Origin of the sequence: Pseudomonas sp. zfem001, assembly GCF_032621725.1 — a bacterium.
Classification (GTDB): domain Bacteria; phylum Pseudomonadota; class Gammaproteobacteria; order Pseudomonadales; family Pseudomonadaceae; genus Aquipseudomonas; species Aquipseudomonas sediminis.
In genome coordinates, this window is record NZ_JAVYJI010000001.1 from 137,365 (window position 1) to 157,947 (window position 20,583).

17 protein-coding genes are annotated in these 20,583 nt (G+C 61.3%); 5 read left to right on the plus strand and 12 right to left on the minus strand.

The window, feature by feature from the left end:
- A complete protein-coding gene (locus RTH74_RS00725) occupies positions 1 to 1,338 on the minus strand; it encodes a Na(+)-translocating NADH-quinone reductase subunit A (protein ID WP_316913431.1) in 1,338 nt (445 codons plus the stop codon).
- A 305-nt stretch (positions 1,339 to 1,643) separates the two neighbouring features.
- Positions 1,644 to 3,110 carry a glyceraldehyde-3-phosphate dehydrogenase gene (locus RTH74_RS00730; protein WP_106734873.1) on the minus strand — a complete coding sequence of 489 codons (1,467 nt, stop codon included), beginning with the start codon at positions 3,108 to 3,110 and terminating at the stop codon, positions 1,644 to 1,646.
- A 131-nt stretch (positions 3,111 to 3,241) separates the two neighbouring features.
- On the opposite strand from RTH74_RS00730, the gene mfd reads away from it, so the two are divergent.
- Together mfd and RTH74_RS00740 are read left to right on the plus strand one after the other, a co-directional pair.
- Positions 3,242 to 6,679, plus strand: coding sequence for a transcription-repair coupling factor (gene mfd, locus RTH74_RS00735; protein WP_316913432.1), 3,438 nt, complete (start codon positions 3,242 to 3,244; stop codon positions 6,677 to 6,679).
- A gap of 11 nt (positions 6,680 to 6,690) precedes the next feature.
- Positions 6,691 to 7,212 (plus strand): CsiV family protein, encoded by a 522-nt coding sequence (locus RTH74_RS00740; RefSeq protein ID WP_316913433.1) that lies wholly within the window; start codon positions 6,691 to 6,693, stop codon positions 7,210 to 7,212.
- Positions 7,213 to 7,265: 53 nt separating this feature from the next.
- On the opposite strand, the gene RTH74_RS00745 is transcribed toward RTH74_RS00740, so the two are convergent.
- From RTH74_RS00745 to RTH74_RS00760, 4 genes are read right to left on the minus strand one after another with little or no spacing between them, the layout of a single operon-like run.
- Entirely contained in the window at positions 7,266 to 8,003 is a 738-nt protein-coding gene (locus tag RTH74_RS00745; RefSeq protein WP_316913434.1) for an S-methyl-5'-thioinosine phosphorylase, read from the minus strand.
- A 9-nt stretch (positions 8,004 to 8,012) separates the two neighbouring features.
- A complete protein-coding gene (gene nagZ, locus RTH74_RS00750; RefSeq protein ID WP_316913435.1) occupies positions 8,013 to 9,011 on the minus strand; it encodes a beta-N-acetylhexosaminidase in 999 nt (332 codons plus the stop codon).
- Positions 9,012 to 9,022: 11 nt separating this feature from the next.
- Complete coding sequence (locus tag RTH74_RS00755; protein ID WP_316913436.1) at positions 9,023 to 9,550, minus strand: L,D-transpeptidase; 528 nt, start codon at positions 9,548 to 9,550, stop codon at positions 9,023 to 9,025.
- A 49-nt stretch (positions 9,551 to 9,599) separates the two neighbouring features.
- Positions 9,600 to 10,307 carry a TetR family transcriptional regulator gene (locus tag RTH74_RS00760; RefSeq protein ID WP_316913437.1) on the minus strand — a complete coding sequence of 236 codons (708 nt, stop codon included), beginning with the start codon at positions 10,305 to 10,307 and terminating at the stop codon, positions 9,600 to 9,602.
- A gap of 228 nt (positions 10,308 to 10,535) precedes the next feature.
- On the opposite strand from RTH74_RS00760, the gene lexA reads away from it, so the two are divergent.
- Both lexA and sulA read left to right on the plus strand, forming a co-directional pair.
- Positions 10,536 to 11,150, plus strand: coding sequence for a transcriptional repressor LexA (lexA, locus tag RTH74_RS00765; RefSeq protein WP_013714775.1), 615 nt, complete (start codon positions 10,536 to 10,538; stop codon positions 11,148 to 11,150).
- Positions 11,151 to 11,159: 9 nt separating this feature from the next.
- The gene (gene sulA / locus RTH74_RS00770; protein ID WP_125835836.1) at positions 11,160 to 11,633 is read left to right on the plus strand and encodes an SOS-induced cell division inhibitor SulA; all 474 of its coding nucleotides are present in this window, start codon (positions 11,160 to 11,162) and stop codon (positions 11,631 to 11,633) included.
- Positions 11,634 to 11,707: 74 nt separating this feature from the next.
- Here sulA and RTH74_RS00775 read toward each other — a convergent pair whose 3' ends face one another.
- The 6 genes from RTH74_RS00775 to fadB form a co-directional block, all read right to left on the minus strand.
- A complete protein-coding gene (locus RTH74_RS00775; RefSeq protein WP_003462072.1) occupies positions 11,708 to 11,944 on the minus strand; it encodes a hypothetical protein in 237 nt (78 codons plus the stop codon).
- A gap of 80 nt (positions 11,945 to 12,024) precedes the next feature.
- A complete protein-coding gene (locus RTH74_RS00780) occupies positions 12,025 to 12,543 on the minus strand; it encodes a DUF6586 family protein (protein ID WP_316913438.1) in 519 nt (172 codons plus the stop codon).
- A gap of 80 nt (positions 12,544 to 12,623) precedes the next feature.
- The gene (gene topA / locus RTH74_RS00785; protein WP_316913439.1) at positions 12,624 to 15,233 is read right to left on the minus strand and encodes a type I DNA topoisomerase; all 2,610 of its coding nucleotides are present in this window, start codon (positions 15,231 to 15,233) and stop codon (positions 12,624 to 12,626) included.
- A gap of 303 nt (positions 15,234 to 15,536) precedes the next feature.
- Positions 15,537 to 15,779, minus strand: coding sequence for a DUF1653 domain-containing protein (locus RTH74_RS00790; protein ID WP_099526451.1), 243 nt, complete (start codon positions 15,777 to 15,779; stop codon positions 15,537 to 15,539).
- A gap of 73 nt (positions 15,780 to 15,852) precedes the next feature.
- Positions 15,853 to 17,028: an acetyl-CoA C-acyltransferase FadA gene (gene fadA / locus RTH74_RS00795; RefSeq protein ID WP_125878627.1), complete on the minus strand. Its 1,176-nt coding sequence runs from the start codon at positions 17,026 to 17,028 to the stop codon at positions 15,853 to 15,855.
- A 30-nt stretch (positions 17,029 to 17,058) separates the two neighbouring features.
- Positions 17,059 to 19,206 carry a fatty acid oxidation complex subunit alpha FadB gene (gene fadB / locus RTH74_RS00800; protein ID WP_125835839.1) on the minus strand — a complete coding sequence of 716 codons (2,148 nt, stop codon included), beginning with the start codon at positions 19,204 to 19,206 and terminating at the stop codon, positions 17,059 to 17,061.
- Between the two features lie 468 nt (positions 19,207 to 19,674).
- On the opposite strand from fadB, the gene RTH74_RS00805 reads away from it, so the two are divergent.
- Positions 19,675 to 20,496: a hypothetical protein gene (locus tag RTH74_RS00805; protein WP_316913440.1), complete on the plus strand. Its 822-nt coding sequence runs from the start codon at positions 19,675 to 19,677 to the stop codon at positions 20,494 to 20,496.
- Positions 20,497 to 20,583: the final 87 nt, after the last annotated feature.

The window sequence follows — 20,583 nt, forward strand, 5'->3', positions numbered from 1 at the left end:
TTAACCCTCCTTCTCGATGCGGGTGAGGTTGTCCCGCAGGATCGGGCCATATTCATACTTGCCAGCGCACACGTAGGTGCACAGCGCCAGATCTTCTTCGTCGAGCTCCAGGCAACCCAGTTTCTGAGCCATCTCGGTGTCGCCAACGATCAGGTAGCGCAGCAGTTGAGTCGGCAGGATATCCAACGGCATCACGGCTTCGTAGTTGCCCACCGGCACCATGGCACGCGGGCTGCCGTTGGTGGTGGTGGTGAAGTTGAACAGCTTGGCACTGGCCAGCTTGGAGACGAACACGTTCAGTACCGAGTGCTTGTTAACCCCGGCACGCAGGTAATGCATCATCTCGCGGTCATTGCCTTCCACCAGGCAGGACACCTGGTTGTGGTAACGACCGAGGAAGGCGAAGGCACCCTGAGCGGTACGACCGCCGAACACCGAGCCGGAAATCACACGATTGAAACCTGGCTTGAGCTCACCGGCGGTGAGTTCTTCCAGGTTGGCGCCCAGGCGGGTGCGCAGCAGACGCGGCTGCTCGGCAACCGGGCCGCCGAGTGCGACTACGCGCTCGACGAACAGCTGACCGGTGGTGAACAGCTTGCCCACCGCGATCACGTCCTGATAACCGATCTGCCAGACGCTCTTGCCGATGCTGACCGGGTCGAGGAAGTGGATGTGAGTCCCCGGCAGACCTGCCGGGTGCGGGCCTGCAAAGGCTTCGCTCTGTACCTTGGCCAGTTTCTCGCCAGGCAGGTTGGCACCGTCGGCCTTGCACAGGAAGACCTTGGCCAGGTTACCGAGAACCTTGAGGCCGTTTTCGAAATCAGCGGCATATTCACCGATGATCACAGCAGGATCGGCGGCGAGCGGATGCGTGTCGACTGCGGTCACGAAGATCGAGCTGGGTACGGCATCGAGCGCCGGCACCTTGCTGAACGGACGAGTACGCAGGGCGGTCCAAAGGCCAGACTGCTGCAGGTTTTCGCGAATCTGTTCGTCAGTCAGCGAATCCAGCTGGTCGGCAGCATATTGAGCGAAGGTCTCCTGCTCGTCGCCATCAATGTCGATGACCACGGATTGCAGGACACGCTTCTCACCACGATGTATGGCGCTGATCACGCCACCAGCGGGAGCGGTATAGCGCACGCCGGGTGTCTTCTTGTCGGTAAACAGCAATTGACCGAGCTTGACCCGGTCACCGACCTGCACTTCCATCGTCGGCTTCATCCCGTGATAGTCGAAGCCGATGACAGCGACACTGCGTACGGGCCTGGCGGCCTCGATACGCTGTGCCGGCGCACCCGTTATGGGCAAATCAAGCCCATGCTTTAGTTTGATCATAGGTTTGCCTAACCACTGATTTAGAAAGCTTTTTATAGGACAGGCGGCGCTACCGAAGGTCTAATAGACCCGACCACGCCAATACGATATGGGCGTGGAGGAAGGCGCCAAACCTGGGTAAAAAATCCGCTTGATTATAAAGACGCCCCCCGGCACTGACCACCCAAGCGCTTGCTTTTTTTGGCCTTTCGGTAACAGGGCGCAACAAACTCGATACTGCTCGAGATCAACTCGACAACTTCGCCAGGCCAGATTTCAGGCATAAAAAAACGGGAGCCGAAGCTCCCGTTTTTTGACCCTGACGCTTAACGCGGGAAGGCTGGCGGATTGACCCCGGCCATGTCTTCCATCACGCGCACCACCTGGCAGCTGTAACCGAACTCGTTGTCGTACCAGACGTACAGTACAACGCGGTTATCGTTGGCGATGGTGGCTTCGGCATCCACTACACCGGCGTGACGCGAGCCGACGAAGTCGGTCGATACCACTTCCTGCGAGCTGACGAAGTCGATCTGCTTCTGCAGATCCGAGTGCATGGCCATCTGGCGCAGGTACTCGTTGATCTCTTCGCGCGTGGTGGCCTTCTCCAGGTTCAGATTGAGAATGGCCATGGACACGTTCGGCGTCGGCACGCGAATGGCATTGCCGGTCAGCTTGCCCTTGAGCACAGGCAACGCCTTGGCAGCAGCGGTGGCGGCACCGGTTTCGGTGATGACCATGTTCAGCGCGGCGCTACGGCCACGACGACTGCCTTTATGGAAGTTGTCGATCAGGTTCTGGTCGTTGGTGTAGGAGTGAACGGTCTCAACGTGACCGTTGACGATGCCGTACTGATCATTGACCGCCTTGAGCACCGGCACGATGGCGTTGGTGGTGCAGGACGCAGCGGAGATGATCTTGTCCTCAGCGGTGATTTCGCTGTGGTTGATGCCGTGCACGATATTCTTCAGCGCGCCCTTGCCAGGCGCGGTGAGCACGACGCGATCGACACCCGGGCAAGCCAGGTGCTGACCCAGACCCTCGGCATCACGCCACACACCGGTGTTATCCACCAGCAGCGCGTTCTTGATGCCGTACTGGGTGTAGTCGACTTCCTTCGGGTCCTTGGCGTAGATCACCTGGATCAGGTTGCCGTTGGCCGTCAGGGTGCTGTTCTCTTCATCGATGGTGATGGTGCCGTTGAACTTGCCATGCACCGAGTCACGACGCAGCAGGCTGGCACGCTTGACCAGATCGTTGCTGGCACCCTTGCGCACGACGATGGCGCGCAAACGCAGGCCATCACCACCACCGGTCTTCTCGATCAGGATGCGCGCCAGCAGGCGGCCGATACGACCGAAGCCATACAGCACAACGTCGGTACCTTCACGACCAGCGCCGTTCTGCTTGCCGACCACATCGGCCAGCTCGTCCTTGACGAACTGCTCGACGCCACGGCCAGCGCCTTCGGCCTTGAACTTGGCAACCAGCTTGCCCAGATCAACCGAGGCAGCGCCCAGCTTGAGCTCGCTCATGGCCTTGAGCATGGGGAAGGTGTCGTGCACCGACAGCTCGGCTTCTTCAGCCAGGCGGTGACGGGCAAAACGATGAGCCTTGAGGATGTCGATGACCGAACGATTGATCAGGCCACGGCCGTAGATCGAGGTCACCACATTGTTGTTGCGATAGAGCTGACCAATCAGCGGAATCATCGCTTCCGCGAGGGCTTCACGATCGATCCATTCACCGAGACACTGGTCGGGCTTCTGAGTCACGGGCAGTACCTTCCACATGTAGGGGCTGAAAAAAGGGGCTACATTATGACGGTGCGCGCGAGCATGAGCAATGCGCGCCTGTCGCGACTGACATTGACCAGCAAGCCCCGCTACAATTCCCGGCCTTTCGTCACGACCGTGAGCCGCCCGTGTCCGTACTGCGTCTTCCGTCTCTACCGGCCAGCGCCGGCAAACAACAGTGGGGCAACCTGCCCGGGGCCGCCCTGTCCCTGACCATCGCAGAAGCGGCCAGCGACGCTGGACGCTTCACCCTGGTGCTCACCGAAGGCAGCCAGAGCGCCGAGCGGCTACAGGAAGAGCTGGCGTTCTTCGCCCCCGACCTGCCAGTGCTGCACTTCCCCGACTGGGAAACCCTGCCCTACGATGTGTTTTCGCCGCACCAGGACATCATTTCGCAGCGTATAGCAGCGCTCTATCGTCTACCGCAGCTGAGCCGCGGCATCCTCGTAGTGCCGATCACCACAGCCCTACACCGCCTCGCACCGAAGCGCTTCCTGCTGGGCAGCAGCCTGGTGCTGGATGTCGGCCAGAAACTCGATGTGGAGCAGATGCGCACGCGCCTGGAGGCGGCCGGCTACCGTTGCGTGGATACGGTGTACGAGCATGGCGAGTTCGCTGTGCGCGGCGCATTGATCGATCTGTTCCCGATGGGCAGCGACACGCCCTACCGTATCGACCTGTTCGACGACGAAATCGAAACCCTGCGCACCTTCGACCCCGAAACCCAGCGCTCGGTGGACAAGGTCGAGTCGATCCGCCTGCTGCCAGCGCGTGAGTTTCCGCTGGAAAAGAAAGCCGTCACCGATTTCCGCGGGCGCTTTCGCGAGCGCTTCGACGTGGATTTCCGTCGCTGCCCGATCTATCAGGACCTGTCCACCGGCATCACCCCAGCAGGCATCGAGTACTACCTGCCGCTGTTCTTCGAAGAGACGGACACCCTGTTCGACTACCTGCCGGGCGACACCCAGGTATTTTCCCTGCCCGGCATCGAAAAAGCCGCCGAACAATTTTGGACAGATGCGCGTAGCCGCTATGAGGATCGTCGAGTCGATCCAGAGCGGCCATTGCTGCCGCCTGCCGACATCTTCCTGCCGGTGGAGGACTGTTTCGCCCGCCTGAAGAGCTGGCCGCGGGTGGTGGTCAATCAGGACGATATCGAGCCTGGCGTCGGCCAGACCCGCTTCGACGCCCGCGCCCTGCCCGACCTGGCGATCCAGGCCAAGGCCGGCGAGCCACTGGCAGCGCTGCGCCGCTTTATCGAAGAATATCCAGGCCGTGTGCTGTTCTGCGCCGAATCGGCCGGGCGCCGCGAGGTGTTGCTGGAGCTGCTCGCTCGCCTCAAGCTCAAGCCCAAGGAAGTCGAGGGCTGGCCAGCCTTCGTCGCCAGCAGCGAGCGCCTGAACATCTGCATCGCACCATTGGACGAAGGGCTGCTGCTCGACGACCTGGCGCTGATCGCCGAGAGCCCGCTGTTCGGCCAACGCGTCATGCAGCGCCGGCGCCGCGAGAAAGGCCGCGAAGGCGGCGACAACGTGATCAAGAACCTCACCGAGCTGCGCGAAGGCGCACCGGTGGTGCATATCGATCACGGCGTCGGCCGCTACCTGGGCCTGGTGACCATGGAGTTCGATGGCCAGGCCGCCGAATTCCTCGCACTGCAGTACGCCGACGAAGCCAAACTCTACGTGCCCGTGGCCAGCCTGCACCTGATTGCCCGCTACACCGGCAGTGACGATGCTCTTGCGCCGCTGCATCGCCTCGGCTCGGAAGTCTGGCAGAAGGCCAAGCGCAAGGCCGCCGAGCAGGTGCGTGATGTTGCCGCCGAGCTGCTCGATATCTACGCCCGCCGCGCCGCGCGCGAGGGCTTCGCCTTCCAAGACCCGGCGCTGGATTACGCCACCTTCAGCGCCGGCTTCCCCTTCGAGGAAACCCCGGACCAGCAGGCCGCCATCGACGCCGTGCGCAGCGACATGCTGGCCGGCAAGCCGATGGATCGCCTGGTTTGCGGCGACGTCGGCTTCGGCAAGACCGAAGTGGCCATGCGCGCCGCCTTCATCGCCGTACACAGCGGCAAGCAGGTCGCCGTGCTGGTGCCCACCACCCTCCTCGCCCAGCAGCACTACAATAGCTTCCGCGACCGCTTCGCCGATTGGCCGGTAAAGGTCGAGGTGATGAGCCGCTTCAAGAGCGCCAAGGAAGTCGGCGACGCCGTGCAGCAACTGGCCGAAGGCAAGGTGGATATCGTCATCGGCACGCACAAGCTGCTGCAGGATGACGTCAAGTTCCAAAACCTCGGTTTGGCCATCATCGACGAGGAACACCGCTTCGGCGTGCGCCAGAAGGAGCAGCTCAAGGCCCTGCGCAGCGAGGTGGATATTCTCACCCTGACCGCCACACCCATCCCGCGCACCCTGAACATGGCCGTGGCCGGCATGCGCGACCTGTCGATCATCGCCACCCCGCCGGCGCGGCGCCTGTCAGTGCGCACCTTCGTCATGGAAGCCAACAAGCCGACCATCAAGGAAGCGCTGCTGCGCGAACTACTGCGCGGCGGCCAGGTGTACTACCTGCACAACGACGTGAAGACCATCGAAAAATGCGCCGCTGACCTCGCCGAGCTGGTGCCCGAAGCACGTATCGGCATCGGCCATGGACAGATGCGCGAACGCGATCTCGAACAAGTGATGAGCGACTTCTACCACAAGCGCTTCAACGTGCTGGTGGCCTCGACCATCATCGAGACCGGCATCGACGTGCCCAGCGCCAACACCATCATCATCGACCGCGCCGACAAGTTCGGTCTGGCCCAGCTGCACCAGTTGCGTGGCCGTGTCGGCCGTAGCCACCACCAAGCCTACGCCTACCTGCTCACCCCCCCGCGCAAGCAGATGACCACAGACGCCGAGAAACGTCTGGAGGCCATCGCCAACGCTCAGGACCTCGGCGCGGGCTTCGTCCTGGCCACCCACGACCTGGAAATCCGCGGCGCCGGCGAACTGCTCGGCGACGGCCAGAGCGGACAGATTCAGGCCGTCGGCTTCACCTTGTACATGGAAATGCTCGAACGCGCGGTCAAGGCCATCCAGAAAGGCGAGCAGCCGAACCTCGACCAGCCGCTGGGCGGCGGCCCGGAGATCAACCTGCGCGTACCGGCGCTGATCCCCGAAGACTACCTGCCCGACGTGCACGCCCGCCTGATTCTCTACAAGCGCATCGCCAACGCCAGCGACGAGGATGGCCTGAAGGAGCTGCAGGTTGAGATGATCGACCGCTTCGGCCTGTTGCCGGAACCAACCAAGAATCTGATGCGCCTGACCCTGCTCAAGCTGCAGGCAGAGAAGCTGGGTATTACCAAGGTCGACGCCGGACCACAGGGCGGCCGCATCGAATTCGCCGCAGAGACCTGCGTCGACCCGCTGACGCTGATCAAGCTGATCCAGGCCCAACCGAAACGCTACAAGTTCGAAGGCGCCACCGTCTTCAAGATCCAGGTGCCCATGGAGCGCGCGGAAGAGCGCTTCAACACCCTGGAAGCCCTGCTCGAGCGCCTCGCGCCCACCACCTGAAGGACTCCCCCATGCGCCCATTGCATCTGATCGCCCTGCTGCTCTGCCTGCTCGCCCCGAACGCCTTCGCCGAACGCCTGTATCAGGTGGAACTGCTGGTATTCCGCCAGGCCGGTGACGCGGTGATCGCGCCGAAGATCGCCCCCGACGACTGGGCCGGCACCGCCCTGCCGATCGCCGGCAGCGAGCGCCCCACCAGCCTCGACAGCGAAGCAGCCAAGCTCAACCCGGGTAATGGCTATCAGGTTCTGCTGCACAAGGCCTGGAGCCAGACTCTGAGCACCACAGCGAGCCGCGTAGCCGTCAACAGCGGCGAGGCGCACCTCGGCCACTACCCGGTCGAAGGCACCCTTGCCTTCACCCAGGATCGCTTCGCCGATCTGGATCTGGAACTGTGGATCAACCGCTTCAGTGCCGACGGCCTGCTGGAAAGCAGCGAACACATGAAAGTCGCCCAGCGCCTGAAGGACAACAGCCTGACCTACCTCGATCACGGCAGCCTCGGCGCCCTGGTGCGCATCAGCCCGCTGTAAGGGGAGGTAACGAAAAGGGCCGCTAAGCGGCCCTTTTCATTTGCTTAGAGAAGCTAGTCACTCAGCACGCGCGCCAATACCGCCTTGATCGTGCCCATGCCCTGCTCCAGCACCCGTTCGATTTCGTCCATGGTGATCAGGCCACTGGTCTTGCCCGCAGCAGGATTCACCACCAGCGCCAGACAGGCATAAGGCAACGCCAGCTCACGCGCCAGTGCAGCCTCGGGCATTGCGGTCATGCCGACCAGATCACAGCCGTCACGCTCCATCCGCACGATCTCCGCCGCCGTTTCCAGGCGCGGCCCCTGCGTGCAGCCGTACACGCCATGGCTGCTGAATGCAGCACCTTCAGCGGTCAACGCCGCGATCAGGCGCTCGCGCAATGCCGCATCGTAGGGGTAACTGAAATCCACGTGCGTCACGTGATCCAGCTCACCCTCGAAAAAGGTGTGCGCACGACCGGCCGTGTAATCGATGAGCTGATGCGGCACGCAGAAATGTCCCGCCCCCATCGCCGCATGAATGCCACCCACAGCATTGACCGCAACAATCTCGCGCGCCCCTGCATGCTTCAACGCCCACATGTTGGCGCGGTAGTTGATCTGATGCGGAGCAATCCGATGCGGTTGGCCATGGCGCGCCAGAAACAACACCTCGCGCCCGCCGTACTCGCCACGCAGGATATCGGCCGAGGGCGTGCCGTAGGGCGTATCCAGTGTCAGCGCCTGACGAATCACCAGGCCTTCGAGCTGCGTCAGGCCGGTACCACCGATGATTGCATAAACGGTCATGTTGAGCCCTCAGTCGAGCAGATGCGCCGCTCTGAGCGCAGCCACCGCCGCAGACCAACGCGGCGCCTGACGATAATCGGTGCGCGCATGGCCGCGCCCACGCATGCGCTGCAGTCGCTCGGCCGGGGTGACCTGCAAGCGCTGCAAGGCGCTGAGGGCCAGTTCCGCCGAGCCCCGGTCATTGCACACCAGGCCCATGTCACAGCCAGCAGCAAGCGCCGCCTCGATACGCTTGCCAGCATCGCCAACCACGTGCGCACCGGCCATGGACAGGTCGTCACTGAAGATCACGCCGTCGAAGCCCAGCTCGCCGCGCAGGATGTCCTGCAGCCAGCGACGAGAAAAACCCGCCGGCTGCTCATCGACCTGCGGATAGATGACATGCGCCGGCATCACCGCATCCAGCTCGCCAGCCAGACGCTTGAACGGCTGCATGTCACAGGCGCGAATCTCATCAAGGCTGCGCTCGTCGACCGGAATGGCCACGTGAGAGTCCGCCTCAGCCCAGCCATGCCCGGGGAAATGCTTGCCGGTCGCTGCCATACCCGCCTGATGCATGCCGCGGATGAACGCAGCAGCCAGCGTGGTTGCGCGCTGCGGGTCGCCCTCGAAAGCGCGACTGCCGACCACCGCACTGCGCTGATGGTCGAGATCGAGGACCGGAGCGAAGCTGAGATCCAGCCCGACGGCCAGCACCTCGGTCGCCATCAGCCAGCCGCAATGCTCGGCAAGCACTTCGGCATTGTCGTTGTCGGCGATCGCACGCATCGCCGGCAGACGCAGAAAGCCCTGGCGCAGACGCTGCACCCGGCCGCCCTCCTGGTCCACGGCCAGCAGCAAGTCCGGGCGCACGGCACGAATGCTCTGGCACAACTCGCGCACCTGGCGTGGCGATTCGATGTTGCGGGCGAAAATGATCAAGCCGCCCACCTCGGGCTGGCGCAGCATCTGGCGATCCTCGGCGGTCAGCCAGGTGCCGGCGATGTCCATCATCAAAGAGCCTTGCATAAACCTATTCCTTACGTGAAATCTTGGCCTGCGCCCCACTGCGGGCAGGATGCTTCGTCGATACGCACCCTGCAGTGCGGCGGCACGCGATCAAAAAGCGCCAGCATGTCGGCGTTGCGCAAACGAATACAGCCATGGGACAACGGCTCGCCCATGGGTTCCTTGTCCGGGGTGCCGTGAAGATAGATGTAGCGACGGAAGGTATCGACCTCGCCCAGGCGATTGCGCCCCGTTTCGAGACCGCTCAACCAGAGAATGCGGGTAAGGATCCAGTCACGACCAGGAAACTGCTCGTGCAGTTGCGGCGACCATACCTCACCGGTCCAGCGACGACCGCGCAACACGGCCGCCAGAGGCAGGCCGGCGCCGATCTTCGCGCGCACTTGGTGCAGCCCGCGCGGCGTGCAGCCCGAGCCATTGCGCTCACCTGCGCCGTTGCGTGCGGTGGATACGGGAAAACACACTATCAGCTGCCCAGCACTGAAGCCGTAGAGCGCCTGATCAGCAATGGAGATGTGGAGTAAATCAAGATCGGACATGGGCCGCTAGCTTAGCCGAAGGACGAAGCCAAGCCCACCTGCCGCCCGGTCAAACCTTGGGGACAGCGCTTGGCGTCTTGGTCCGGGGCTTGAGTTGTGCGCCGGCCAACGCAGGATCGTTGACCCCGGTTTCCGAACGCATACCGGCGGCGAGGAATGGCACCATCATCCGCATCACCTGCTCGATCGAGGTGTTGACGCCGAAATCGGTCTCGGCCATCGCGCGCAAGGCCTTGATACCGGACATGCTGAACGCCGCAGCACCGAGCATGAAGTGCACACGCCAGAACAGCTCCAGTGGTGGAATACGCGGCGCAGCCTCATGTACCAACAGCATGTAACGACGGAAAACCTTGCCGTAAACCTCTTCCAGGTATTTGCGCAGGTGACCCTGGCTCTGGCTGAAGGCCAGACCGAGCAGGCGCATGAAGATGGAAAGATCGTTGCCGCTGCGCGGCTTGACTGCCAGAGCCTGTTCGACCAGAAGCTCGAGCAACTCCTCCAGGGAAACCTGGGTGTCGGACTTGGCCTGACGGCGATCGAGTTCTTTTTCCAGGCTGGCACAGAAAGGCCCGAGGAAGCGCGAGAAGACCGCTTGAATCAGCGCCTTCTTCGAACCGAAGTGATAATTGACGGCAGCCAGGTTGACCCCAGCCTTGCTGGTGATCAGCCGCAATGAGGTTTCGGCGAAGCCTTTTTCCGCGAACAGCTGTTCCGCAGCATCGAGAATGCGTTCAACGGTTTCCGACTGAGCCATGAGCTATCACCTGACAAACACTTGTTTGAAACATACGTTTCATCCCACTGAATTGTCAAGCCGCATGAGCCGTCTTTTGGCCGGCCGGTCACAGCTTACAACAAGCAGAGACGCAGATTATTCAGCATGGGTAACAAGCCGGACGACAGGCATCTGCAAAATGGGCGTTGCCAAGAGCCGCTTACTGTATATAATCCCAGTCACTGTATAAAAAGACAGAGCCCAGCCATGCTGAAACTGACGCCACGCCAAGCCGAGATTCTCGCCTTCATCAAACGCTGCCTGGAAGACAACGGCTACCCACCCACCCGTGCGGAAATCGCTCAGGAACTGGGGTTCAAATCACCCAATGCAGCAGAAGAGCACCTCAAGGCCCTCGCACGCAAGGGGGCCATCGAAATGACCCCCGGCGCTTCGCGCGGCATTCGCATTCCTGGCTTCGAGGCAGGCGCGGCGAACGAGGACGAAGGCCTTCCAGTCATTGGCCGCGTTGCTGCCGGCGCACCGATCCTCGCCCAGCAACATGTCGAGGAATCCTGCCAGATAAACCCCGCGTTCTTTCAACCCAAAGCCGACTACCTACTGCGTGTGCGCGGCATGAGCATGAAGGATATCGGCATTTTCGATGGCGATCTGCTCGCCGTGCACACCACCCGTGAAGCCCGCAACGGCCAGATCGTCGTCGCCCGCATCGACGACGAAGTGACGGTCAAACGCTTCAAGCGCGAGGGCAACAAGGTCTGGCTGATTGCCGAGAACCCCGAGTTCGCCCCGATCGAAGTGGACCTGGAGCACCAGGATCTGGTCATCGAAGGTTTGAGCGTCGGTGTAATCCGCCGCTGAGGAGACACCATGTACGTGCAGCAGTCGTTCGAGCGCCCACAACTTCCCCTTTTCGACGCGTTCCTTGGCCGAACGCCGAATGAGCCACTGGTCGCAGCCCATGACATCTCTCGCAGTGAGGATGATCAGGCGTTTAGCGAACTGGCTCTACGTGGCGCCGCTGGGCACTGCCTGCACTTGCTGGCGCCGATTCTGCGAGAGCTGAGCCAGAATCAGGACGCACGCTGGCTGACTCTGGTGGCGCCACCGGCCAGCCTCACGCAAAGCTGGCTGCGCGATGCAGGGCTGAACCGTGAACGAATCCTGCTGCTGCATCCGCGACAAGGGCAGAATGCCCTGGAGTTGGCCGAAGAAGCACTCAAGCTGGGTCGCAGCCATACCGTGATCAGTTGGTTGCATCCGGTCGAGAGCAGCACTCGCCAGCGCCTTGCACAGGCCGCCAACACCGGTGGCGCGCAGAGCCTGAACATCAGTCTGGGTTAGCTGACCACGACTTCGCTTGCGGAAATGAAAACGGGGCTCCAATGGAGCCCCGTTTTTCGTTGAGACGCAGCAGCTCAATGGAGAACGCGCGAGCCTTCTTCTTCACCACTGAAATCACCCTCAGCCATTCGGCCAGCCATCTGCACACCAACATTGAGCATGGCCTTGGCCACCTCGATGTGTTGCCCCTGCAGGAAAGCCTTGGCATCAGCGGAGAAATCCAGGGTCACCAACGCCTCTTCATCCTCTGCGCGACGCAGGGCAATTCGCCCATCGGGCAGTTCGACGATTTCCAGGAAGGATGTAGGCATGGCTCAGTCTCTGTGCAAAAACGCGACATTGTAACAGCCAGCCGGGATCATCCCCAGCCCACTGGTCCAGTTAAACCCAATCAGCACTCGCTCAGGCCTTCGCGGAAACGCAGCACCAGCGCCTTGAGCTGCTGCCGCCAGGCATCGACATCATCGATGCTCAGCTCGGCCGGCTCCTCGCCAACACTGACGGCCGTGATCAACGGCATGGACGGATCGACCTTGGCCTTGCGCTCCTCACGCGGCGGCTGGAACAAGCCAGCATAGGCCGCCAGCAGTTCGGCCAGCCAGGTTTCGCGCTGCCGGGCCAATTCCACCAACTCGGCCAGCTCAGGACTGGGCGCCCCTTCGAGTACGGCCTGCTGCACGAACGCCTCGACGCGCGAAGGCGCTGCGTCGTTCATGCGGTAGTAACCGGCGATCTCATGACACACCCCAAGGAGCCCACCGTACAGGTGAAACAGCGCAGCTTCGCGCTCGGCCTGCACCAGCGCCTGCACGTTGAACGCGGTGGAAGCCTCGGCCTTGCGCCAGTTATCCAGGGCGATACCGGCGAAGAAGATCTTCTGATTGGTGCGGGTATAGATTTCTTTGGCCATTGCGGCGACCTCCACAGCAGATCGGGTCATGATACGCGCGTCGCACCAAGGCAGACGCGCTTCTCGTCAGAGCGCAGAGATCAGCGCTTGTCCTCGACCTTCCATTTGCCGCCATCGAAGAACGCACGCCAGCCGGTCGGTTTGCCATCGACCTCGGACTGCACGTACTGCTCCTTGGTCTTGCGGCTGTAGCGAATCACCGCTGGGCGGCCATCAGGGTCCTTCTGTGGAGCATCGCAAAGGAAGTGGTACTTGGGATCGATCTCATGCTTGTGCGGAACGATTTCCAGCACCAGAGGTGCACGCGTCTCGCGATTCTTGGGGAACTGGCTGGCTGCGAGGAAAAGGCCCGATGCGCCGTCACGCAGCACGTAGGTGTCGTCCACCTTCTCGCACTTGAGCTCGGGCATATCCACCTTGTCCATCTTCGGCGGCGCGGCTTCGCCGTTCTTGAGCAGCTTGCGGGTGTTCTTGCAGCTGGCATTGGTGCAACCGAAGAACTTGCCGAAACGACCCGTCTTGAGCTGCATCTGGCTGCCGCACTTGTCGCACTCCAGACTTGGGCCTTCATAACCCTTGATGCGGTACTGACCCTGCTCGATCTCGTAACCCGTGCAATCCGGGTTGTTGCCACAGATGTGCAGCTTGCGGGTTTCATCCAGCAGATAGGCATCCATGGCCGTGGAGCAGATCGGGCAGCGATGCTTGCCAAGCAACACGCGGGACTCGGACTCACCCTCGTCGTCGGCAGCAATCTCGTCGCCCGGCACCAGGTTGATGGTGGCCTTGCAACGTTCCTTCGGCGGCAGCGCATAACCGGAGCAACCAAGGAACACGCCGGTGGAGGCAGTGCGGATCATCATCGGCCGGCCGCACTCGCGGCAGGGGATGTCGGTCAGCGTCGGCTGGTTGGCACGCATGCCGCCCTCGCCTGCTTCGGCCACTTCGAGCTTCTTCTTGAAGTCACCGTAGAACTCATCGAGCAGGTGCTTCCACTCGCGCTCACCCTGGGCCACATCGTCGAGATGCTCTTCCATGGTGGCGGTAAAGCTGTAATCCATCAGGTTGGCGAAGCTCTCGTCGAGACGCTCGGTGACGATATCGCCCATCTTCTCGGCATAGAAACGACGGTTGTGCACCGTGACGTAGCCACGATCCTGAATGGTGGAAATGATCGCGGCATAGGTGGACGGACGGCCGATACCGCGCTTTTCCAGCTCCTTGACCAGGCTCGCTTCGGAATAGCGCGCCGGCGGCTTGGTGAAGTGCTGGCTGGGGTCGAGCTGGATTAGCTTGAGGCCCTCGCCCTCCTTCATTTCCGGCAGGACGTCGTCCTCGCCCGGCTTGCTCTGCTGCGGCAGCACGCGGGTGTAACCGTCGAATTTGAGAATACGGCCCTTGGCGCGCAGCTCGAAGTTGCCGGCAGCCACGGTGACGCTGGTGGACAGGTACTCGGCCGGCGGCATCTGGCAGGCCACGAACTGACGCCAGATCAGGTCATACAGGCGCTCGGCATCACGCTCCATGCCGGACAGCTGGGTCGGACGCAAGTTGACGTCGGAGGGACGAATCGCTTCGTGCGCTTCCTGAGCGCCTTCCTTGCTCGAATACAGATTGGGCTTACCCGGCAGGTACTTGTCGCCGTACTCGCTGCCGATGAAGCCACGCACCATCTCCACTGCGTCGTTCGACAGGTTGGTCGAGTCGGTACGCATATAGGTGATGTAACCCGCCTCGTAGAGACGCTGAGCCATCATCATGGTCTTCTTCACGCCGAAGCCCAGACGGTTGCTCGCAGCCTGCTGCAGGGTCGACGTGATGAAAGGTGCCGACGGCTTGCTGCTGGTCGGGCGATCTTCGCGCTTGACCACGCTGTAACTGGAGGCCTTGAGCTTATCCAGCGCCGCCATGGCTTGCGCTTCGTTGACTGGCTTGAAGGCCGAGCCATCTTCACGCACGACTTCGAAGCGCACCTTGGCGTTCTTCGCAGTGCCGAGATCAGCGTGCACTTCCCAGTATTCTTCCGGGACGAAGGCACGAATTTCTTTTTCACGCGCAACGACCAGCTTCACCGCCACCGACTGTACGCGACCGGCAGACAGGCCACGGGCGATCTTGGCCCACAGCAGCGGCGAAACCATGTAGCCCACCACGCGGTCGAGGAAACGGCGTGCCTGCTGGGCGTTGACGCGGTTGATGTCCAGCTCACCGGGCTTGGAGAAGGCATCCTGAATCGCCTTCTTGGTGATCTCATTGAACACCACGCGCTTGTAGCGGCTGTCATCACCACCGATGGACTCGCGCAGGTGCCAGGCGATGGCCTCCCCTTCGCGATCCAAGTCGGTTGCGAGATAGATGGTGTCAGCATCCTTGGCCAGACGGCGCAGCTCTTCGATCACCTTTTCCTTGCCAGGCAGGATCTCGTACTTGGCCTTCCAGCCATGCTCGGGGTCGACACCCATGCGGGTGAACAGCTGGCGTTTGGCCTTTTCCTTGGGCGACAGCGCAGGCGCCTCACCGGCGGCAGCCTTACCGCGCTTGGCCGGCTCCTTGGTGGCGCTTGCCGAGCCGCTGGTAGGCAGGTCACGGATGTGGCCGATGCTCGACTTCACCACGTACTGGCTGCCCAGGTACTTGTTGATGGTCTTGGCCTTGGCCGGGGATTCCACGATGACCAGCGATTTGCCCATGGATCAGAAAATTCCTGAATTGCGAAATATAGAAGGCTGGGAGCCATATGAGCCTGCTCACGAGCTCGTGAGCTAGAGTGATACAAGGCAAAAACAAGCGAGGAAGCGGAGTTTACGAGTGGTAAATGAGCATTACTCGTTTCACTCGCCCTTCGGGCCGTCCTCCGGACGTTCAGTGACAAGTCACTGTCCGAGCTTGTTTTTAACGCAGTAGCGCCGACGCGCAACAGATCGTGAACAGGTTCTAAGGCCCCGCTATATATAGTGGCGACCGAGCGAAGGTCAAGCGCAGGGGTTGCACAGTCAGGCTTGCGAAGCGCCGATAGGGCTGACTTCGGCCTGAATCAAAGCAAAGCGTGGAACGCGCTTGCCGTCCACCTCGATCTCTTCACAGAACATGCTCAGCGGCCGCACCCACAGACCAAACTCGCCGTACAGGGCCTGGTAAACCACAACCTCTTCCTCGTTCTCGGAATGGCGCGCCACCCCGAATACGCGGTACTGCGGGCCTTTGTAGTGGCGATAGAGTCCTGGCTGCAACTGCATGAGCGGTTCCCGAAATAAAAAGCCGTAAAAAGCAAAACCGGGGCACTAGGCCCCGGTTTCTGTCCGCTGACGCTTAAACGCGCTCGAAGACAGTGGTGATGCCTTGGCCAAGGCCCACGCACATGGTGGAGACACCAAAGGTGCCGCCGTTCTGTTTCATGACGTTGAGCAGGGTACCGGAGATACGGGCACCGGAACAACCGAAGGGGTGACCCAGGGCGATCGCACCGCCGTGCAGGTTGACCTTCTCTTCCATCTTGTCGAGCAGCTTCAGGTCCTTCAGCACAGGCAGGGCCTGGGCGGCGAAAGCTTCGTTGAGCTCGACGAAGTCGATGTCAGCCATGCTCAGGCCGGCGCGCTTGAGCGCCTTCTGCGTGGACGGCACCGGGCCATAACCCATGATCGCCGGATCGACACCAGCAACGGCCATGGCGCGAACCACCGCCATCGGCTGGATGCCCAGATCCTGAGCACGCTGGGCGCTCATGACGATCATGCAGGAGGCGCCGTCGGTGATCTGCGAGGACGTACCTGCAGTCACGGTGCCGCCTTTCGGGTTGAACGCAGGCTTCAGCGCAGCCAGGCTTTCAAGGGTGGTTTCCGGACGAATGGTTTCGTCGAAATCGAACATCTTCAGGAAACCGTTCTCGTCGTAGCCTTGCATCGGGATGATTTCATCCTTGAACTTGCCTTCGACGGTGGCCTTGTGCGCCAGACGGTGCGAACGCTCACCGAAGGCGTCCTGCTGCTCACGGCTGATGCCATGCATCTTGCCCAGCATTTCAGCGGTCAGACCCATCATGCCGGACGCTTTGGCGGCGTACAGCGACAGGTGCGGGTTCGGGTCGACGCCATGCATCATGCCGACGTGGCCCATGTGCTCCACACCGCCAACGACGAATACATCGCCGTTACCGGTCTGGATCGCCTGCACGGCAGTGTGCAGGGCGCTCATGGAAGAACCGCACAGGCGGCTGACGGTCTGGCCGGCGCTGGTGTGCGGGATCTGGGTCATCAGCGACGCCATGCGCGCGATGTTCCAGCCCTGCTCCAGGGTCTGGTTGACGCAGCCCCAGATCACGTCCTCGACTTCAGCCGGGTCGATCTTGGCGTTGCGCTCCAGCACTTTGCTGATCAGGTGCGCGGACATGGTCTCGGCGCGGGTATTGCGGTGCATGCCGCCCTTGGAACGACCCATCGGGGTACGACCGAAGTCGACGATCACTGCATCTCTAGGATTCAGGCTCATATTTCTACTCTCGCTCTGTTCGCTGCACGGTTAACCGAAGAACTTCTGGCCCTTGGCGGCCATTTCGCGAAGTTTTGCGGTCGGGTGGTACAGGGCGCCCAGCTCGGCATACTTGTCAGCCAGGGCGACGAATTCAGCCACACCGATGGAATCGATGTAGCGCAGCGCACCGCCACGGAAGGGAGGGAAGCCGATACCGTAGATCAGGCCCATGTCGGCCTCGGCTGCGGTGTCGACGATGCCGTCTTCCAGGCAACGAACGGTTTCCATGCACAGCGGGATCATCATGAAATTGATGATGTCCTCGTCGGTGACTTCACGCTCTTCGACCACGATGGACTTGAGCAGCTCGTAAGCAGCCGGGTCAGTGACCTTCTTCGGCTTGCCGCGCTTGTCGGTCTCGTAGGCGTAGAAACCCTTGCCGTTCTTCTGACCCAGGCGATTGGCGTCATACATCACGTCGACGGCAGTCTTGCCTTCCACGGCCATACGATCCGGGAAGCCTTCAGCCATCACGTCACGCCCATGGTGGCCGGTGTCGATACCGACCACGTCGGAGAGGTAAGCCGGGCCCATGGGCCAGCCGAACTTCTCCATCACCTTGTCGATACGCACGAAGTCGACGCCGAAGCCCAGCAGCTTGGAGAAGCCGCCGAAGTACGGGAACAGCACACGGTTGACCAGGAAGCCCGGGCAGTCGTTGACCACGATCGGGTTCTTGCCCATTTTCTTGGCGTAGGCAACGGTAGTGGCAACGGCCACTTCGCTGGACTTCTCGCCACGGATGACTTCCACCAGCGGCATCATGTGCACCGGGTTGAAGAAGTGCATGCCGACGAAGTTTTCCGGACGCTTGAGCGCCTGGGCCAACAGGCTGATGGAGATGGTCGAGGTGTTGGAGGCCAGGATGGCGTCTTCACGCACCACGCCTTCCACTTCTGCCAGCACGATCTGCTTGACCTTCGGGTTCTCGACCACGGCTTCGACGACGATGTCGACGTTGCCGAAATCACCGTAGGACATGGTCGGGCGGATGGCGTTGAGGGCTTCAGCCATCTTCGCAGGGGTCATACGGCCCTTCTCGACGCGCTTGCCGAGCAGCTTGGAAGCCTCGTTCAAGCCCATCTGGATACCCTCTTCACGGATATCCTTCATCAGGATCGGCGTACCTTTGGAAGCCGACTGGTAGGCGATACCACCGCCCATGATGCCGGCGCCGAGTACGGCAGCCAGTTTCACGTCCTGGGCGATTTCATCGTGGTGCTTGGCTTTCTTTTTCAGCTCCTGATCGTTCAGGAACAGGCCGATCAAGCTCTCGGCAACCGAGGTCTTGGCCAGTTTGACGAAGCCGGCGGCCTCAACTTCCAGCGCCTTGTCACGGCCGAAGTTGGCGGCTTTCTGAATGGTCTTGATCGCCTCGACCGGAGCCGGGTAGTTCGGGCCGGCCTGGCCAGCGACGAAGCCCTTGGCGGTCTCGAAGCACATCATCTGCTCGATGGCGTTGAGCTTGAGCTTTTCCAGCTTGGGCTGGCGCTTGGCCTTGTAGTCCAGCTCGCCGGAGATGGCGCGCTTGACCAGATCCAGCGCGGCGGCCTGCAGCTTGTCTGCACTGACCACAGCATCGACGGCGCCCACTTTCAGGGCGTCTTCGGCGCGGTTTTCCTTGCCCGATGCAATCCACTCGACGGCGTTGTCGGTACCGATCACGCGTGGCAGACGCACGGTGCCGCCGAAGCCTGGGTAGATGCCCAGTTTGACTTCTGGCAGGCCGATCTTGGCGCTATCGCTCATGACACGGTAGTCACCGGCCAGGCACATCTCGAAACCGCCACCCAGGGCGATGCCGTTGATGGCGACGACGGTCGGCACGGCGAGGTCTTCGAAATCACTGAAGATCTTGTTGGCTTCCAGGTTGCCAGCCACCAGTTCTTCGTCGGGCAGTTTGAAGTTGTCGACGAATTCGGTGATATCGGCGCCGACGATGAACACGTCTTTGCCGCTGGTGACAATCACGCCCTTGATCGAACCGTCAGCCTTGATCGCGTCGACGGAGGCGCGCAGCTCATTGAGGGTAAGACGGTTGAATTTGTTGACGGACTCACCCTTGAGGTCGAACTTCAATTCGACGATGCCGCTCTCAAGAGCCTTAACCGTGATGGCTTTACCTTCGTAAATCATCAACTGATCTCCACGGTATGGAAGCTGAACAGTACACATCGGAGCCAACCGGCAGGCCAGCCTGCGGCAGCGCCGCACGAGCATAGCCCCAATCGGTACGACACACCCACCGACGCGATATTCGGGCTGTAATGGCGCGCCTAACAAGGCAAACGCTCAATTCATACGCCCGTTTGATTTGGGTGTGCACACCTTCAGGGAAAACCCTGCGCTTGTCAATTGGCCTCTTTTCGTCGATTTCTCGACGAATTCTGCAGGCCTGGTCATTCCTGGCCTCCAGCCGATTTCGATAAACAGCGTCAATAACGCACTATTGCGAGCGTTTTCCTGCTTGATACAGGCACTCCCGGATGCCTAGCCAAATCGCTACGCTCCGGGTACAGTCGTCTCACTTTCAGCTGGCACAGCGCCACCTGAAGGCAATACAAAAACAAATCGAGCCCCACGATGGGCCATATGGAGTCACCAATGTCGAGCCGCCGTTCGCTTGCATTCCCCCTGAGCGCCCTGCTCGTTTTTCTCTTTACGCTGCTCTCCCCACCCCTGCTCAGCGCCGCGCCGGCCGATGATCTGCTGCGCCTGCATCAGTTGCGCCTGGCAACGCAAAAGAGCCTGGGCGACTTCTACATGTACAACGGCATGGAAGGCGATCAACGCTATGCGCGGATGATTGGCGAATCCCTGCAGGAAGGCCAATCGCACCTGGAAGGCATGGGCGAAATGCCCGGCGATGCGAGCAAGGCGCTGCGCGCGCAGCTGCAAACCAATTGGCAAAGTTACCGCAGCGGGCTCCAGACCCTGATGGAGGCCATGCGCAACCAGGGCTTCACCGACCTGCAACCCGTCGCCGATCTGGCCGAGAACAACCAACGCATCATGGCCATTAGTCAGGAGCTATATCAGAAGATTCAGCAAGAAAGCGGTTTCAGCGTACCGCAACTGACGCAGAAGAGCCGTGAGCAAAGCCTGCTGATGCAGAATATTGCGCTGGACTATGCTTCACGCAGTGCCTCGGTCGGCGCCAGCTTCTTCGGCGGCGGCGAAGAACGCGCCATCGATGAGCTGGCAGGCGAATTCGCCAGCAAGCTGGATAACCTCAGCACCGCCCAGCAGAACACTCCGGAGATCAGCGCAGCCCTGAACTCCATCGGCACCAAATGGCGTTACATCGAGAAATCCCTGCGCAACTACAACGAAAACACCGTACCTTTCCTGATCAGCAAGTATTCCGACAGCATCATCGAAGGCCTGGAAGGTGTTGCGGCCCAATACGCCGCCTCCCAGCATTGATGTCCCAGATTTCCGGCCTGCCTGGCCCAACCATTGCCCGGTGCTCGCACCGGGCTTTTCTTTGCCTTATTTAACGACCAGTCGCCC

Coding starts and splice junctions, on each gene's coding strand:
- RTH74_RS00755 (WP_316913436.1), bottom strand. CDS start 9,550: ATGTCCGATCTTGATTTACTCCACATCTCCATTGCTGATCAGGCGCTC.
- fadB (WP_125835839.1), bottom strand. CDS start 19,206: ATGATTTACGAAGGTAAAGCCATCACGGTTAAGGCTCTTGAGAGCGGC.
- RTH74_RS00740 (WP_316913433.1), top strand. CDS start 6,691: ATGCGCCCATTGCATCTGATCGCCCTGCTGCTCTGCCTGCTCGCCCCG.
- RTH74_RS00805 (WP_316913440.1), top strand. CDS start 19,675: ATGTCGAGCCGCCGTTCGCTTGCATTCCCCCTGAGCGCCCTGCTCGTT.
- RTH74_RS00760 (WP_316913437.1), bottom strand. CDS start 10,307: ATGGCTCAGTCGGAAACCGTTGAACGCATTCTCGATGCTGCGGAACAG.
- lexA (WP_013714775.1), top strand. CDS start 10,536: ATGCTGAAACTGACGCCACGCCAAGCCGAGATTCTCGCCTTCATCAAA.
- sulA (WP_125835836.1), top strand. CDS start 11,160: ATGTACGTGCAGCAGTCGTTCGAGCGCCCACAACTTCCCCTTTTCGAC.
- RTH74_RS00725 (WP_316913431.1), bottom strand. CDS start 1,338: ATGATCAAACTAAAGCATGGGCTTGATTTGCCCATAACGGGTGCGCCG.
- RTH74_RS00730 (WP_106734873.1), bottom strand. CDS start 3,110: ATGTGGAAGGTACTGCCCGTGACTCAGAAGCCCGACCAGTGTCTCGGT.
- RTH74_RS00790 (WP_099526451.1), bottom strand. CDS start 15,779: ATGCAGTTGCAGCCAGGACTCTATCGCCACTACAAAGGCCCGCAGTAC.
- RTH74_RS00780 (WP_316913438.1), bottom strand. CDS start 12,543: ATGGCCAAAGAAATCTATACCCGCACCAATCAGAAGATCTTCTTCGCC.
- fadA (WP_125878627.1), bottom strand. CDS start 17,028: ATGAGCCTGAATCCTAGAGATGCAGTGATCGTCGACTTCGGTCGTACC.
- RTH74_RS00775 (WP_003462072.1), bottom strand. CDS start 11,944: ATGCCTACATCCTTCCTGGAAATCGTCGAACTGCCCGATGGGCGAATT.
- RTH74_RS00745 (WP_316913434.1), bottom strand. CDS start 8,003: ATGACCGTTTATGCAATCATCGGTGGTACCGGCCTGACGCAGCTCGAA.
- topA (WP_316913439.1), bottom strand. CDS start 15,233: ATGGGCAAATCGCTGGTCATCGTGGAATCCCCGGCCAAGGCCAAGACC.
- nagZ (WP_316913435.1), bottom strand. CDS start 9,011: ATGCAAGGCTCTTTGATGATGGACATCGCCGGCACCTGGCTGACCGCC.